The organism is Phenylobacterium sp. (assembly GCF_036502675.1).
Classification (GTDB): Bacteria; Pseudomonadota; Alphaproteobacteria; order Caulobacterales; family Caulobacteraceae; genus Phenylobacterium.
In genome coordinates this window covers 44,804-59,245 of record NZ_DASXYF010000004.1, presented here as the reverse complement: position 1 = coordinate 59,245, position 14,442 = coordinate 44,804, and the positions used below count along the sequence as shown (strand labels likewise).

At 70.6% G+C, this 14,442-nt stretch carries 14 protein-coding genes and 1 tRNA gene; 13 read left to right on the top strand and 2 right to left on the bottom strand.

Annotated features, from left to right (window positions below; translation table 11 throughout):
• Nucleotides 1-8 precede the first annotated feature (8 nt).
• On the bottom strand, nt 9-209 hold the full coding sequence (locus tag VGL30_RS00615) for a DUF2842 domain-containing protein (RefSeq protein ID WP_331535696.1): 201 nt from the start codon (nt 207-209) through the stop codon (nt 9-11).
• 138 nt (nt 210-347) lie between these two features.
• Here VGL30_RS00615 and VGL30_RS00610 point away from each other — a divergent pair, with 138 nt between their 5' ends.
• The 5 genes from VGL30_RS00610 (at nt 348) to msrB (ending at nt 4,119) form a co-directional block, all read left to right on the top strand.
• Entirely contained in the window at nt 348-1,379 is a 1,032-nt protein-coding gene (locus VGL30_RS00610; RefSeq protein WP_331535694.1) for a COX15/CtaA family protein, read from the top strand.
• Between the two features lie 174 nt (nt 1,380-1,553).
• Nucleotides 1,554-2,027 (top strand): 50S ribosomal protein L13, encoded by a 474-nt coding sequence (gene rplM, locus VGL30_RS00605; protein WP_331535692.1) that lies wholly within the window; start codon nt 1,554-1,556, stop codon nt 2,025-2,027.
• Nucleotides 2,028-2,030: 3 nt separating this feature from the next.
• The gene (gene rpsI, locus VGL30_RS00600) at nt 2,031-2,501 is read left to right on the top strand and encodes a 30S ribosomal protein S9 (protein ID WP_331535690.1); all 471 of its coding nucleotides are present in this window, start codon (nt 2,031-2,033) and stop codon (nt 2,499-2,501) included.
• Between the two features lie 93 nt (nt 2,502-2,594).
• The gene (gene argC, locus VGL30_RS00595; protein WP_331535688.1) at nt 2,595-3,563 is read left to right on the top strand and encodes an N-acetyl-gamma-glutamyl-phosphate reductase; all 969 of its coding nucleotides are present in this window, start codon (nt 2,595-2,597) and stop codon (nt 3,561-3,563) included.
• 61 nt (nt 3,564-3,624) lie between these two features.
• Nucleotides 3,625-4,119 (top strand): peptide-methionine (R)-S-oxide reductase MsrB, encoded by a 495-nt coding sequence (gene msrB / locus VGL30_RS00590; protein ID WP_331535686.1) that lies wholly within the window; start codon nt 3,625-3,627, stop codon nt 4,117-4,119.
• 9 nt (nt 4,120-4,128) lie between these two features.
• On the opposite strand, the gene phaC is transcribed toward msrB, so the two are convergent.
• Nucleotides 4,129-5,916, bottom strand: a complete 1,788-nt coding sequence (phaC, locus tag VGL30_RS00585) for a class I poly(R)-hydroxyalkanoic acid synthase (protein WP_414694938.1) — start codon at nt 5,914-5,916, stop codon at nt 4,129-4,131.
• A gap of 282 nt (nt 5,917-6,198) precedes the next feature.
• Between phaC and VGL30_RS00580 the strand changes: the two genes are divergently transcribed.
• The 8 genes from VGL30_RS00580 (at nt 6,199) to VGL30_RS00545 (ending at nt 14,436) form a co-directional block, all read left to right on the top strand.
• Nucleotides 6,199-6,648, top strand: a complete 450-nt coding sequence (locus VGL30_RS00580) for a hypothetical protein (RefSeq protein ID WP_331535684.1) — start codon at nt 6,199-6,201, stop codon at nt 6,646-6,648.
• Nucleotides 6,649-6,759: 111 nt separating this feature from the next.
• A complete protein-coding gene (locus VGL30_RS00575; RefSeq protein ID WP_331535683.1) occupies nt 6,760-7,980 on the top strand; it encodes an LL-diaminopimelate aminotransferase in 1,221 nt (406 codons plus the stop codon).
• Complete coding sequence (locus VGL30_RS00570) at nt 7,977-9,278, top strand: homoserine dehydrogenase (protein ID WP_331535681.1); 1,302 nt, start codon at nt 7,977-7,979, stop codon at nt 9,276-9,278. The genes VGL30_RS00575 and VGL30_RS00570 overlap by 4 nt, the downstream gene beginning before the upstream one ends.
• 38 nt (nt 9,279-9,316) lie before the next feature.
• Nucleotides 9,317-10,270: a class II fructose-bisphosphatase gene (gene glpX / locus VGL30_RS00565; RefSeq protein WP_331535679.1), complete on the top strand. Its 954-nt coding sequence runs from the start codon at nt 9,317-9,319 to the stop codon at nt 10,268-10,270.
• A gap of 15 nt (nt 10,271-10,285) precedes the next feature.
• Nucleotides 10,286-12,085 carry a single-stranded-DNA-specific exonuclease RecJ gene (gene recJ / locus VGL30_RS00560; RefSeq protein WP_331535677.1) on the top strand — a complete coding sequence of 600 codons (1,800 nt, stop codon included), beginning with the start codon at nt 10,286-10,288 and terminating at the stop codon, nt 12,083-12,085.
• A 128-nt stretch (nt 12,086-12,213) separates the two neighbouring features.
• Complete coding sequence (locus VGL30_RS00555) at nt 12,214-13,440, top strand: glutamate carboxypeptidase (RefSeq protein ID WP_331535675.1); 1,227 nt, start codon at nt 12,214-12,216, stop codon at nt 13,438-13,440.
• Nucleotides 13,441-13,497: 57 nt separating this feature from the next.
• Nucleotides 13,498-13,572: transfer RNA gene (locus tag VGL30_RS00550), tRNA-Glu, on the top strand.
• 249 nt (nt 13,573-13,821) lie between these two features.
• On the top strand, nt 13,822-14,436 hold the full coding sequence (locus tag VGL30_RS00545; RefSeq protein WP_331535673.1) for a cold shock domain-containing protein: 615 nt from the start codon (nt 13,822-13,824) through the stop codon (nt 14,434-14,436).
• Nucleotides 14,437-14,442: the final 6 nt, after the last annotated feature.

Genomic DNA, 14,442 nt, shown 5'->3' with positions numbered 1-14,442 from the left:
CGGGTGAACTACAGCCGCCCGCGGTTCATCCAGGAGATCAGCGGCAGGATCGGCAGGCCCCAGCCGATTCCGGCCAGGGCGTAGAAGGCCAGCTGCGCGGCCCAGTGTTTCGACACGTGCTCGCCGATGCGGGCCATCGCGCCCACATAGAAGACGATGAACACCAGCAGGGCGGCCAGGCCGATCAGCTTGCGGACACGGGCGTTCACATCGGGCTCTCCGGAGCCCCGAAGCGTCGGGGCAGGGGCTTATAGGCCGCCGGTGCGGTCCGCGCCACGTGGACGCAGCCCGCGATCTCGGCTAGCGGGACGCCCAAGTTCAGCCGTGATGGCGCGCGACAGCCTCTGATGACCTCCTTTCTGCGTTCCGACCGTTCACGGCCGGTGGCGATCTGGCTCCTCGCCGTCGCCCTGCTGGTCCTGGCCATGGTGGTGGTGGGCGGGGCGACCCGCCTGACCGGCTCGGGCCTGTCCATCACCGAGTGGAAGCCGGTCACCGGGGCCGTCCCGCCGCTGGCGCAGGCCGACTGGGCCGACGCCTTCGCCCACTACAAGACCATCCCGCAATACGCCCAGCTCAACGCGGGCATGAGCCTGCAGCAGTTCAAGACCATCTACTGGTGGGAATGGTCGCACCGCCTGCTGGGCCGCCTGCTGGGCGCGGCCTTCCTCATCCCCTTCGTCGTCTTCCTGGTGCGGCGCGAGATCCCCAGGCGCCTCGTCTGGCGCTGCGTCCTGCTGTTCGCCCTGGGCGGCCTGCAGGGGCTGGCGGGCTGGTGGATGGTGGCCAGCGGCCTCGACCACCGGATCTCGGTGGCGCCGGAGCGGCTGGCCGTGCACCTGGGCCTGGCCTTCGTCCTGTTCATCGCCCTGGTCTGGACGGCGCTGGACGCCTTTGCGGGCGGAGCGCGCCAGACCCTGCCCAGCCCCTGGGGGCGCCGCTCGGCGATCCTGCTGGCGATGATCTACGTCCAGATCCTGCTGGGCGCCCTGGTGGCCGGCAACGACGCTGGCCTGATCGACAACGACTGGCCGCTGATGAACGGTTCGCTGTTCCCGCGCGACTATGCCGGCCCGGGCCTCTGGGCCACCATCGCCCACAGCCAGGCGGCGGTGCAGCTCCACCACCGGCTGGGCGCTTATGTCCTGCTGATCGCCGCCGTCGCCTGCGCCGCCGGCGCCTGGCGCTCCCGCTATCTGGCGCCCGCCTCCAAGGCCCTGGCCCTGGGTCTCTGCGGCGCCGTGGTCCTGCAGGCCGTCCTTGGGATCGCCACCCTGATGACCCGCGTGCCCCTGGCGCTGGGCCTGCTGCACCAGCTGATGGCCGCCTTGGTGCTGGCGACCGCCACCGCCTTCGCCTGGCGGGTGCGCAGGGTGTGACCTCCGATATGGTATTATATTACCATATATGTCAACAAGCTGATTTATATAATGTTTCAGGATTTCCTCGCATCTGGCGTTGACAGCCTCTCCCGCGCCCGGTAACAGCGGCGCCTCCTGATCGGGGGGCGGTTCGCCGCGCCCGGGTCCCGCCTTTTCAGACGGACTCTCTCCATGATGAAGACCACGGCTTCGCTGAAGCCCGCCGAGGTCGAGAAGAAGTGGATCGTGATCGACGCCGAGAACGCCGTGGTCGGCCGCCTCGCCTCGTTCATCGCCATGCGTCTTCGCGGCAAGCATCGGCCCGACTACACCCCCCACGTGGACTGCGGCGACGTGGTCGTGGTGGTGAACGCCGACAAGGTGAAGTTCACCGGCCGCAAGCTCGAGCAGAAGATCTACTACCACCACACCGGCCATCCGGGCGGCATCAAGGAACGTTCGGCCGGCAAGATCCTGGGCGGCCGCTTCCCCGAGCGCATCCTGGAAAAGGCTGTGGAGCGCATGCTGCCCAAGGAAAGCCCCCTGGCCCGCAAGCAGATGACGCACCTGCGCATCTACAAGACCGCCGAGCACCCGCACGAGGCGCAGAGCCCGGAATCCATCGCGTTCACCCTGATGAACGCCAAGAACGTGCGGAGCCAGTAGGTCATGTCCGAACCCCAAGGTTTCGAGGCCCTCGCCGGTCTCGGCACGGCGCAAGCCGAAGTCGTCCATGAGCGCAAGGTGGACGCCCAGGGCCGCTCCTACGCCACCGGCAAGCGCAAGAACGCCATCGCCCGCGTCTGGATCAAGCCGGGCAAGGGCAAGATCACCATCAACGGCCGCGACCAGGAGGTCTATTTCGCCCGGCCGGTGCTGCGGATGATGATCGCCCAGCCGCTGCAGGTCGCCGACCGCCTCGGCCAGTTCGACGTCGACGTCTCCGTCCAGGGCTCGGGCCTCTCCGGCCAGGCCGGCGCGGTGCGCCACGGCATCTCCAAGGCGCTCACCTATTACGAGCCGGACCTGCGCGCGGTGCTGAAGCCGCACGGCTTCCTGACCCGCGACAGCCGCGTGGTCGAGCGGAAGAAGTACGGCAAGGCCAAGGCCCGACGCAGCTTCCAGTTCTCGAAGCGCTAAAAATCGCGCGCGAGCATATCGCGTTTGCGAAGGGGCGCTTCGGGAAACCGGAGCGCCCTTTTTCGTTGTCCCAACTCTCCTGGGGAGGCCGCCATGGCCCACAGCGTGTTCATCGACGGCGAGGCCGGCACCACCGGCCTGCAGATCCGCCAGCGCCTGGCCGGCCGCAGCGACCTGCAGCTGGTCTCCATCGACCCGGCCCGTCGCAAGGATCCTGCGGCCCGCGCCGAGCTGCTCAACGCCGTGGATGTGGCGATCCTCTGCCTGCCGGACGAAGGCGCCAGGGAGGCGGTGAGCCTGATCACCAATCCCAAGGTGGCGGTGGTCGATCCCTCCACCGCCCATCGGGTCGCCCCTGGCTGGGTGTTCGGCTTCCCGGAGTGGAAGCCCGGCCAGCGGGCGGCGATCGCAGGCTCGAAGCGGGTGAGCAATCCGGGTTGCTGGTCGACGGGCTTCATCGCGCTCGCCGCCCCCCTGGTCCGCGCTGGCCTGATCCCGGCGGCCTGGCCGCTCACCGCCCACGGGATCTCCGGCTACTCCGGCGGCGGCCGGGGCCTGATCGAGGAGTTCGAGCAGCAGGCGCCCCGCGACGCCTACCGCATCTACGGCCTCAACCTCGCGCACAAGCACCTGCCGGAGATGGCGGCCTACGCCGGCCTGGAGCGTCCGCCGGTGTTCTCGCCGGCCGTCGGCCGCTTCGCCCAGGGGATGATCGTCGAGGTTCCATTGGCCCTCCGGGCGCTGCCTGGCAGGCCCGCCGCCGCCGACCTGCGCGCGGCGCTGGCCGCCGCCTACGCCGGCGAGCGGTTCGTCGAGGTCGCCAGCGACGCCGAATGCGCCGTCCTGCAGACCTCCCGCGCCGGGGCCGGCGGCTATGTGCCCGACCTCGATCCGGAAGCGCTCAACGGGACCAACCGCCTGCGGCTGTTCGTGTTCGGCAACGACGCCCGCGGCGAGGCCCGCCTGGTGGCCCTGCTCGACAACCTGGGCAAGGGCGCCTCCGGCGCGGCGGTGCAGAACCTGAACCTGGTGCTGGGGCTGGAGGAGGGGGCGGGGCTCTGACGACCCCATCCGGCGCCGCCTGTGTCTTTCACCGGCGCAGGGGCGTGCTAGCTTGATCGCCATGACCCAGCTCGCCCCCGACCGCCGCGCCTTCCTGCTGGCTTCCGCCGCCGCCCTGGCCGCGGCGGTCGCCGCGCCAGCCTTCGCCGCCGACCCTTACGCCGCCTCGCCGTTCCGCAAGCTGACCCAGGCCGACTGGAAGGCGCGCCTCGCCCCCGCCGGCTTCGAGGTGCTGCGCCACGAAGGCACCGAGCCGCCTGGTACCAGCCCGCTGCTGCGCGAGCATCGCAAGGGAACTTTCGTCTGCGCCGGCTGCGGCCTGGCGCTCTTCAGGTCCGACTGGAAGTTCGAGTCCGGCACCGGCTGGCCCAGCTTCTACACCGCCATCAAGGGAGCCCTGGGCAAGAAGACCGACCTGCAGATCGGCATTCCCCGCACCGAGTACCATTGCGCCCGGTGCCTCGGTCACCAGGGCCACGTCTTCGAGGACGGCCCGCGGCCCACCGGCCTGCGCTATTGCAACAACGGCGTGGCGCTGAAGTTCGTCCCGGCCTGAGCCCGCAGCTCAGGACTTCACCTTCACATAGGTCCCGGGCGCGTCGTCCACCACGTCGAAGCGGCCTTTCGCGGGGTCGCGCGCCGGGATGTGATTGCCGGAGCGCACCTTCAGCCATTCCACCCAGTGCGGCCACCAGGAGCCGGGGTGTTCGACCGCGCCGGCCTGCCAGTCCTCGACGGATTCCGGCAGGGCCTGGTTGGTCCAGTGCTGGTACTTCCTGGCGGCGGGCGCGTTGATCACGCCGGCGATGTGGCCCGATCCGGCCATCGTGAAGGTCACCGGCCCGCCGAACAGCCGCGCACCCTTGTAGACCGAGCGGGCCGGAGCGATGTGGTCCTCCTTGGACGACTGGATGTACACCGGGGTCTGCACAGCGCCGGGGTCCAGCCTCACCCCGCCCAGGGTCAGCTCGCCCCTGGCCAGCGCATTCTCGCCGTAGAATTTCTTCAGATAGTAGAGATGCAGCGCCTTGGGCATCCGCGTCTGGTCGGAGTTCCAGAACAGCAGGTCGAAGGGCTTGGGCTCGCGGCCCATCAGGTAGTTGTTCACGAAGAACGACCAGATCAGGTCGTTGGCCCGCAGCATATTGAAGGTGTCGGCCATGGTCTTGCCCGACAGGACGCCGCCGGCGGCGTCCATCTTCTGCTCCAGGTCCTTCAGCCAGTCGTCGTTGGCGAACAGCAAGAGGTCGCCGGCCTCGGAAAAGTCCTGCTGGGTAGCGAAGAAGGTGGCCGAGGCGACCCGCTTGTCGCCGATCGCCGCCATGTGGGCCAGCGTCACCGAGAGCAGGGTGCCGCCGATGCAGTAGCCCACGGCGTTCACCGTCTCGACGCCGCACTGCTTGGTCACCGCCTCGACGGCCGTGTAGACTCCGTCGACCATGTAGTCTTCGAAGGTCTTGTCCGCGAGCTGCGCGTCCGGATTGACCCAGGATGTGACGAACACCGTGAACCCCTGGGCGGTGAGCCAGCGGATCATCGAGTTCTCGGGGCGCAGGTCCAGGATGTAGAACTTGTTGATCCACGGCGGGAAGATCAGCAGCGGGACCTCGTGCACGGTCTCCGTCGTGGGCTCGAACTGCAGCAGCTCGAACAGCTCGTTGCGGAACACCACCTTGCCTGGCGCGGTCGCCACGTTGCGGCCGATCTCGAACTTCTCGAAGTCGGTCTGGCTGATGGCCAGCGCGCCGTCTCCGCGCGACAGGTCGTGGGCGAAGTTCTCGACCCCGCGCACCAGGCTCTCGCCGCCGGTGGCCAGGATCTCGCGCAGGGCCGCCGGGTTCGACATCAGGAAGTTCGACGGCGAGAAGGCGTCCGTCAGCATCTTCATGAAGAACTCGACCCGCCGCTTGGCCATCGGATCGACGTCGTCCACCTCGGCCACCAGGCTGTTCAGCCAGTCCGAGGTGAGCAGGTACGACTGCTTGATCACGTCGAAGACCGGGTTCTCCGCCCAGTCGGGGTCGGCGAAGCGCTTGTCGCCCTTGGCGGGCGTGATCACCGGCGCCACCTGCTCGCCGTGCATCCGGCGCGCCGAGGTCTGCCAGAGGTCCATATAGCGCGAGAACAGGTCCGCCTGGGCGCGCACCAGCCGGTCGGGCTGGGCGGCCAGCCGGCCCATCACCTCGTTCAGCGCCGGCGCCACGTGGAAGGGGTCGGGGGAGAGCGCCGCCGGCCGCTCGGCCTGGCGCAGCGCCTGCTCGGCGATGGCGCCCTGGGCGGACACCGCCGCGCGGGCGAGGTTTGCGGACAGCTTTTCCATCAGGTGACGCTGGTCGGAGGTGAACAGATTCATGTCCACCCCGTTCGCGCCGTTCGTTGCGGCTCCGGCGTCCGGCGCCTCGGAATGGGGCGGCGGCGCCTCGCTTGCCGGCGGGGGCGGCGATTCGACGGCGCGGGACACGGGCTGGGCGGAGGCGGTCTTGTCGGACTTGGGCCTGGATTTCTTGCCGGACTTCTTGCCGCGGTCCTTGTCCTTGCCTGGCTCCGAGCCTTGCTCCCGCATGCGGTCCTTCCTCCCGGATGAAAGCGATCACGCCCTTCCGTCTTGGCCGATCATGGCATAAGACCGGTGCAAATGAATGCTTGGCCTTGGCTTTTTTTCAGCGGTCCGACGACGCGCAGGATTGCGCGGCTGACGGCGTGCGCCGGGCTGGGAACGCTGGCGGCGGCCTGCGTGGGCGATCCGGTGGGGGCTGCGCGCATCGATCCCGCTTCGCCGATCGCCGCCGACGCCACCCGGCTGGTGAAGGCCAACCGCCGCGTCCCGACCTTCGCCCAGATTCCGCCGGCGCCCAAGGACGTTCGCCTGCCGCGCGCCTTCCGCTCGGCCGTGGTCGACACCGAGGCCGCCCGCGACCGGCTGATCGCCGCGACCGGTCCCGGGGCCTGGACCCTCACCGGCACCGAGGGGTTCGCCGACCGCGCCAGCGCCCAGGCCGACGACGAGGCCGTGAGCGCTCGCGACACCGAAGGCTTCGCACGCACGGGACGCGAGCGAGCTACACCGCCTCCGCCGGCGAGATAGGGCCCGCGGAGGCGCATTATCCCTCGAACCTGCTTGGCGGACTCCGGCCCGGAGTCTATCCATGCGCGACTTCAGCTCCCATCCGCCGCAGGATTGCGGCCCGAGCTTCACATGACCCCTGAATTTCACCGCATCCAGCGCCTACCGCCCTACGTCTTCGAAGAAGTGAACCGCATCAAGGCGCGGCTGCGCGCCACCGGCGTGGACATCATCGACCTGGGCATGGGCAACCCCGACATGCCGACGCCGAAGCACATCGTCGACAAGCTGGCCGAGACCGCCCGCGATCCCAAGGCCGGCCGCTATTCCGCCTCCAAGGGCATCATCGGCCTGCGCAAGGCCATGGCCGGCTACTACCGGAAGCGCTTCGGCGTCACGCTCAACCCCGACACGGAGGTGGTCGCCACCCTGGGGTCGAAGGAGGGCTTCGCCAACCTCGCCCAGGCGCTCACCGCGCCCGGCGACGTGATCCTCTGCCCCAACCCGGCCTATCCGATCCACGCCTACGGTTTCATCATGGCCGGGGGCGTGATCCGCCATGTGCCTGCGCCGTCGCCAGAGGAGTACCTCTCGGGCGTCAGCGCCGCGATGCGCCATTCCACGCCTGCGCCCAGCGTGCTGATCCTGTCCTACCCCTCGAACCCGACGGCCCAATGGGTGGACCTCGACTTCTACAAGGACGCTGTGGCCCTGGCGAAGAAGCACCAGCTGCTGGTGCTGTCCGACATCGCCTATTCGGAGATCTACTTCGAGGACAACCCGCCGCCGTCCATCCTGCAGGTGGAGGGGGCGCGGGACATCGCCGTCGAGGTCAACTCGCTGTCCAAGACCTACGCCATGGCCGGCTGGCGCGTGGGCATGGTGGTGGGCAACGAGCGGATGTGCGCGGCGCTGGCCCGGGTGAAGTCCTACCTGGACTACGGCGCCTACACCCCGATCCAGGTCGCCGCCGCCGCGGCGCTCAACGGCCCGCAGGACTGCGTCGCCGAAATCCGCGCGATCTACAAGTCGCGCCGCGACACCCTGGTCTCCTCCATGCAGCGCGCCGGCTGGGACATTCCCGCCCCGCCGGCCTCCATGTTCGCCTGGGCCCCGCTGCCCGAGCCTTTCAAAGAGGCGGGCTCCATGCTGTTCACCAAGCTGCTGGTGGAGGAGGCGGGCGTCGCCGTCTCGGCGGGCGTCGCCTTCGGCGAATACGGCGAGGGCTGTGTGCGCATCGGCCTGGTGGAGAACGAACAGCGGATCCGCCAGGCGGCCCGCAACGTGAAGCGCTTCCTGGCGCGCGCGCCGGAGCTGCTGGCGCGGCCCCACAACGCCATGGCCGCCCAATGAGCGTACCGCCCGGCGGCAGGGTCTGGCGCGTCGGCGTGGCGGGGCTCGGCAACGTCGGCGCCGGCGTCCTGGGCTTCCTGGCGGAGCGGCCGGACTTCGCCCCGGCCGGCGGGCGCGTGGTGGTGAGCGGCGTCTCCGCCCGCTCGCGCTCGCGGCCGCGCCCGGTCAACATCTCCGGCCTGGCCTGGTTCGACGACCCCGTGGCGCTCGCCGCCTCGCCGGACACGGACATCTTCGTGGAGCTGGTGGGCGGCTCCGACGGCCCGGCCAAGGCCGCCGTCGAGGCCGCGCTGAAGGCGGGCAAGCCGGTGGTCACCGCCAACAAGGCCCTGATCGCCGAGCATGGCGCGGAGTTGGCCGCCCTGGCGGAGGAGCAGGGCGTTCCCCTGCTGTTCGAGGCCGCCGTCATGGGCGGCACGCCGGCCGTGAAGATGCTGCGCGAGGCGATGGTCGGCGACGAGGTCCGCTCGGTGGCCGGCATCCTCAACGGCACCTGCAACTACATCCTGACGGAGATGCAGAACAAGGGCGGCGCCTTCGCCGACGTCCTGGCCGAGGCCCAGCGCCTGGGCTACGCCGAGGCCGATCCCATCATGGACGTGGGCGGCTTCGACGCGGCTCACAAGATCACCATCCTGGCGGCGCTGGCCTTCGGCTGCGCCCCCAACTACGCCGCCGCCGAGATCGAGGGCATCGAGCAGGTGGCCCTGGTGGACATCCAGCTCGCCAAGGACCTCGGCTACCGGATCAAGCTGGTCGCCTCCGCCGACCGCACCGAGGACGGCGTGCTGGTGCGCGTCCATCCGACCCTGGTGCCCCTCGACCATCCGCTGGCGCTGGCCGGCGGGGCGCTCAACGCGCTGTTCATCGAGGGAACGCGCATCGGCCGGATCTTCATCCAGGGGCCCGGCGCGGGTTCCGGCCCCACCGCCGCCGCCGTCGCCGCCGACATCGCCGACGTGATGGCCGGCGCCGTCCGCCCGGTCTTCCAGGCGCCCGCGCGGGCGCTCTCGCCCTTCACGCCGGTCGATCCGGCCCGTAGCATCGGCCGCGCCTACCTGCGCTTCCTGGTCAGGGACGAGCCCGGCGTGATCGCCGCGGTCTCCGAGACGCTGGCCGAGGCCGGCGTCTCCATCGAGAGCTTCCTGCAGAAGCCGGTCGAGGACGCCGCGGGCGTGCCCATCGTGCTCACCACCCATTCCGTCGCCGAATCCGTGCTGAAGGCCGCCATCGACCGCATCGCCGAACTTCCGGCCGTGATCGACCGCCCGCGGCTTTTACGCATCGCACGCATCTGAGAATCCGGGGATGTTCCCCCCGCTAAGGAGACCGATCGATGAGTTCCGAAGTGCTTCACGGCGGTCTGGTGCTGGACGCCGTCCGCGTCACGGAGATCGCCGCCATCGCGGCCTGGAAGCTGGCCGGCCGCGGCGACGAGAAGGCCGCCGACCAGGCGGCCGTCGACGCCATGCGCACGGCGCTCAACGACCTTGAGATCGACGGCGAGATCGTCATCGGCGAGGGCGAGCGCGACGAGGCGCCCATGCTCTACATCGGCGAGAAGGTGGGCCGCGGGAAGGGCCCGAAGGTCGATATCGCCCTCGACCCGCTGGAAGGCACCACGCTCACCGCCAAGGCCATGGCCAACGCCCTGGCCGTCATGGCCTGGGCGCCCAAGGGCACCCTTCTGAACGCCCCAGACACCTACATGGACAAGATCGGCTGCGGGCCGGGCTACCCCCAGGGCGTCATCGACCTCGACGCCAGCCCCGCCGACAACGTCAGGGCGCTGGCCAAGGCCAAGGGCGTCGATCCCACCGAGATCACCGTCTGCGTGCTCGACCGCCCGCGCCACGCCGACATCCTGGCCAGCCTGCGCTCCGTGGGCGCCCGCATCCACCTGATCACCGACGGCGACGTGGCCGGCGTGATGAACACCGCCGATCCCGAGACCGGCGTCGACCTCTACCTGGGGCAGGGCGGCGCGCCGGAGGGCGTGCTCGCCTGCGCGGCGCTGAAATGCGTCGGCGGCCAGTTCCAGGGCCGGCTGGTGTTCCGCAACGCCGACGAGAAGGCCCGCGCGGCCCGCATCGGCATCACGGACTTCGACAAGAAGTACGATCTGCACGAGATGGTGCGCGCCGACGCCATCTTCGCCGCCACCGGCGTCACCAGCGGCGCGCTGCTGGACGGCGTCCGCGTCGCCGACGGCTTCGTCCACACCCACACCCTGGTGATGAACTCCGCCACCCGCACCGTGCGCGAAGTCCGCATGAAGCGGCCGGTGTGATGAAGAGGAGAAGCCTTGCCTGACGGCTCGCCCGCCACCGGCTACCTAGGCGTCGCGCGCTCGCTCACCGGCCGGCGCTGGCGCGAGCGGGCGGCCGATCCGGAGACGGCGCGCCGCCACCAGCTGGACCTCGGCCTTTCCGAGCCGCTGGCCGGCGCGCTGGCGTCCCGCGGGGTCGAGGCGGGGGAAGGCGAGGTCTATCTCAACCCCACCCTCAAGGCGCTTTTTCCCGACCCCTCCAGCTTCGCCGACATGGACCGCGCGGCCCAGGTGCTGCTGGACGCGCTCGAGCGCCGGCGGCCGATGGTGGTGTTCGCCGACTACGATGTGGACGGCGCCTCGAGCGCGGCCCTGCTGGTCCGCTGGTTCCGCGCCATGGGCGCCGACCTGCCGATCTACGTCCCCGACCGGGTCGCCGAAGGCTACGGTCCGTCGCCCGCGGTCTTCCGCCGCCTGCGCGAGCAGGGCGCCGAGGTGGTGGTCACCGTCGACTGCGGCGCCGCGGCCCACGACGCCATCGCCTGCGCCGCCGAGATCGGCCTCGACCTGGTGGTCGTCGACCACCACCTGATGCGCGACGAGATCCCCGTCTGCGCGGCGCTGGTGAACCCCAACCGGCCCGACTGCGCCTCGGGGCAGGGGATGCTGGCCGCCGCCGGCGTCACCTTCGTCCTGCTGGCCGCCCTCAACCGCGAGGCCCGCCGCCGCGGCCTGTTCGAAGGCCGCGGCGAGCCCGACCTGTTCCGCTGGCTGGACCTCGCCGCCCTGGGCGCGATCTGCGACGTCACCCGCCTGGCGGGCTTCAACCGGGCGCTGGCGGCGCAGGGCCTCAAGGTCATGTCCGGCTGGGCCAACCCGGGCCTGAAGGCGCTGATGGAGGTGGCCAAGGCCTCCGGCCCCGCCAGCGCCTTCCACGCCGGCTTCGTGCTCGGGCCGCGGATTAACGCCGGCGGCCGCATCGGCCGCTCCGACCTGGGCGCGCGGCTGTTGTCCACAGACGATCCACAGGAAGCCCACAGCCTGGCCGTCGAGCTCGACGCCCTCAACGCCTCGCGCAAGGAGGTGGAGCGCGAGGTGCAGGAGGCCGCCGTCCGCCTGATCGAGCACGAGAGCAACCAGGCCGACGCCTCCATGCTGCTGGTCGCCGCCGACGGCTGGCACCCCGGCGTGATCGGCATCGTCGCCGGCCGCCTGCGCGAGCGCTACCGCAAGCCGGTGATCGTGGTGGGGATCGACCGCGCCGCCAACGTCGGCAAGGGCTCCGGCCGCTCCCAGCCCGGCGTCAACCTCGGCCGCGCCGTCCAGGCCGCCTATGACGCCGGCCTGCTGCTCTCCGGCGGCGGCCACGCCATGGCCGCTGGCCTCGCCGTGCGCCCCGACACGCTTCCGGAGCTGCGCGCCTTTCTCTGCGAGCGGCTGGCCGAGGAGCAGGCCATGGCCGCCGCCGAGGACGCCCTCGACGTCGACGCCCTGGTCACCACCGCCGGCGCCGACCGCGCGCTGCTGGCCGAGTTCCAGCGCATGGCCCCGTTCGGGTCCGGCAATCCCGAGCCGGTGTTCGCCATCGCCGACGCCCGCATCGAACGACCCATGGCCCTGCGCGGCGGCCACGTTCGGGTGACGCTGACCGACCGCAGCGGGGGCAAGCTCAAGGCGGTCGCCTGGCGCTGCGAGGACACCGAGCTCGGCCGCCGGCTGATGTGCGAGGGCGGCGGCGTGCACGTCGCGGGCCGGCTCAAGCCCGACGACTGGCAGGGCCGCGTGAGCGTCGAGCTCGAGATCGACGACGTCGCCGACCCCCGGCGCGAGGGGTGAGGATGATCAAGCCGATCGCGTCAAACCCCGCTCATCCCGGCGAAAGTCGGGACCTAAGCGGACTCGCAGCGATCCTTGGCGGCTCAGCTTGGGTCCCGACTTTCGCCGGGATGAGCGGTTGTTGGGCCATGACCCTCGCAGTCCTGATGCTTGCGACGCCCGCCCAGGCCGCCCCCAGGCCCGCGCCCCGCGACGCGCAGGTCTGGGCCGCCGCGCAGGCCGCCAGGGCCGCCCAGCTCGACCTCATCAAGGCCGCGGTGAACATCGATTCCGGCACCGGCGACGTCGAGGGTGGCCGCAAGGTCGCGGGGCTTCTCGTCCCGCGCCTGCAGGCCCTGGGCATGACGGTGGAGACCATTCCCGCCGAGGCGCCGGGCCTGGCCGACAACGTCGTCGCCACCCTGCAGGGGGCCGGCAAGGGCCGCATCCTGCTGATCGGCCACCTCGACACGGTCTTCGAGCCGGGAACCGCCGCCCGGCGACCCTTCCGCATCGACGGCGACAAGGCCTACGGCCCCGGCGTCTCCGACGAGAAGGGCGGGGTGGTGCAGGCGATCTACGCCCTGCAGATCCTCCACGACCTGAAGTTCCGCGACTTCGGGACCATCACCTTCCTGATGGAATCCAGCGAGGAACGCGGCTCGCCGGGAACCCGCCGGCTCATCGACCGGCTGGTCCGCGCCCACGACGTGGAGCTCAACCTCGAGCCCGGCGACGCGCCCGACGCGATCACCGTCTGGCGCAAGGGCAGCGCCACCTACCAGATCGCGGTGAAGGGCCGCGCCGCCCATGCCGGCGTCGCCCCGCAGGACGGCCGCAACGCCGCCGTCGAGCTGATCCACCAGCTCGCCGCCATCGAACAGTTCCCCCGTTCCGGCCCCGGACTGACCGCCAACCTCACCATCCTCAAGGCCGGCTCGCGCGACAACATCATCCCCGAGGACGCGATGGGCCGGGTCAACGTCCGGGTCCGCGACAAGGCCGACTTCGACCGCGTGGAGGCCGCCCTCCAGGCCGCGGCCGCCACCACCGTGGTCCCCGACGCCACGGTCGCCGTGACCCGCGAGAGCGCCTATCCGCCGCTGCCCGACAATCCGCAGACCCAGGCGCTGGCCGCCCGCGCCCAGGCGATCTACGCCCGCCTGGGACGCACGCTCGCCACCGGGGGCAACGGCGGCGCCTCCGAATCGGCCCTGGCGGCGGAGGCCGGCACGCCCGCCCTGGACGGCCTGGGCCCGGTGGGCGGCGGCTTCCACGCCGAGCGGGAATTCCTCGACCTCGCCACCGTGACGCCGAGGCTTTACCTCCTGACCCGGATGATGATGTCCTTGGGCGCAGATCCGCCCGCCAGATAGCCGCTCTGGCCATTGCGCGGCTCCGGGAAGGCGGATATAGAGCCGCCCTCGCGCCGCGGTCCCTTCGTCTATCGGTTAGGACGCCAGGTTTTCAACCTGGAGAGAGGGGTTCGACTCCCCTAGGGACTGCCACGCGAGATCCCCCCCACATCTGCCGCCGGTCAGGCTGCGCGGCGCCTGTCGCTGCAAAGGTTTTGCGCAGGCGAGCCGCCGTTCGCGGCGCCCAGGTCCGCCGCGCCGGGCCTCGCCGGAAACTCGCGAAATCCCGCCTTGCTGTCGCCCAAATCGTAAATCCCCGATTGACGGAACGCTGTTTCCAAAGACAAATGTTAACTTGGCCCTATTCCGATTGGTCGGCGGGGAGTGCGGGCCGAGGGGCAAATGGCTGGTTTCGAATTGGAAGGGCTGGATACGCACGCCGAAACGGTGCGGATCAGCGGTCGCGTGAAGTGGTTCGACACGGGCAAGGGGTACGGCTTCATCGTCCCCGACGACCCGGCGCAGACGGACCTCAAGGACGTTCTCCTGCATGTGACGTCCCTGCGCAACTGTGGGCGCGAGAGCGCGCTCGAGGGCTCCACGATCGTCTGCGACGTGGTCCGAAGGCCCAAGGGCTGGCAGGTCTGCGAGGTGGTCGAACTGGACGAGACGTGCGCCCCGCCGCCGACGGAGCGCCGCCGCCATGAGGGCGAGGGCGTCGGCCAGGGCTTCCGCCGCGAGGGGTTCGACCGCGGGTTCCAGGCGGTCCGCGGTACCAAGCGCCCGGTGCCGGCCCGCGGCCCGCTCGAGCGGGCCAAGGTGAAGTGGTTCAACCGCTCCAAGGGCTACGGCTTCGTGGTCCGCGAAAGCGAGCCAGGCGACATCTTCATCCACATCGAGACCCTGCGCCGCTCCGGCATCGAGGATCTGCAGCCGGGCGACGACGTGCGGGTGCGGTTCGCCGAGGGCCCGAAGGGTCTGGTGGTGGCCGAGGTGGAGTCGATTGGGCTAGCCTAGGCGCTC

Excerpts from the sequence above, each read along its gene's own strand:
- VGL30_RS00610 (WP_331535694.1), top strand. The coding sequence starts at position 348 with ATGACCTCCTTTCTGCGTTCCGACCGTTCACGGCCGGTGGCGATCTGG.
- rplM (WP_331535692.1), top strand. The coding sequence starts at position 1,554 with ATGATGAAGACCACGGCTTCGCTGAAGCCCGCCGAGGTCGAGAAGAAG.
- rpsI (WP_331535690.1), top strand. The coding sequence starts at position 2,031 with ATGTCCGAACCCCAAGGTTTCGAGGCCCTCGCCGGTCTCGGCACGGCG.
- argC (WP_331535688.1), top strand. The coding sequence starts at position 2,595 with ATGGCCCACAGCGTGTTCATCGACGGCGAGGCCGGCACCACCGGCCTG.
- msrB (WP_331535686.1), top strand. The coding sequence starts at position 3,625 with ATGACCCAGCTCGCCCCCGACCGCCGCGCCTTCCTGCTGGCTTCCGCC.
- phaC (WP_414694938.1), bottom strand. The coding sequence starts at position 5,916 with ATGAATCTGTTCACCTCCGACCAGCGTCACCTGATGGAAAAGCTGTCC.
- VGL30_RS00580 (WP_331535684.1), top strand. The coding sequence starts at position 6,199 with ATGAATGCTTGGCCTTGGCTTTTTTTCAGCGGTCCGACGACGCGCAGG.
- VGL30_RS00575 (WP_331535683.1), top strand. The coding sequence starts at position 6,760 with ATGACCCCTGAATTTCACCGCATCCAGCGCCTACCGCCCTACGTCTTC.
- VGL30_RS00570 (WP_331535681.1), top strand. The coding sequence starts at position 7,977 with ATGAGCGTACCGCCCGGCGGCAGGGTCTGGCGCGTCGGCGTGGCGGGG.
- glpX (WP_331535679.1), top strand. The coding sequence starts at position 9,317 with ATGAGTTCCGAAGTGCTTCACGGCGGTCTGGTGCTGGACGCCGTCCGC.
- VGL30_RS00555 (WP_331535675.1), top strand. The coding sequence starts at position 12,214 with ATGACCCTCGCAGTCCTGATGCTTGCGACGCCCGCCCAGGCCGCCCCC.
- VGL30_RS00545 (WP_331535673.1), top strand. The coding sequence starts at position 13,822 with ATGGCTGGTTTCGAATTGGAAGGGCTGGATACGCACGCCGAAACGGTG.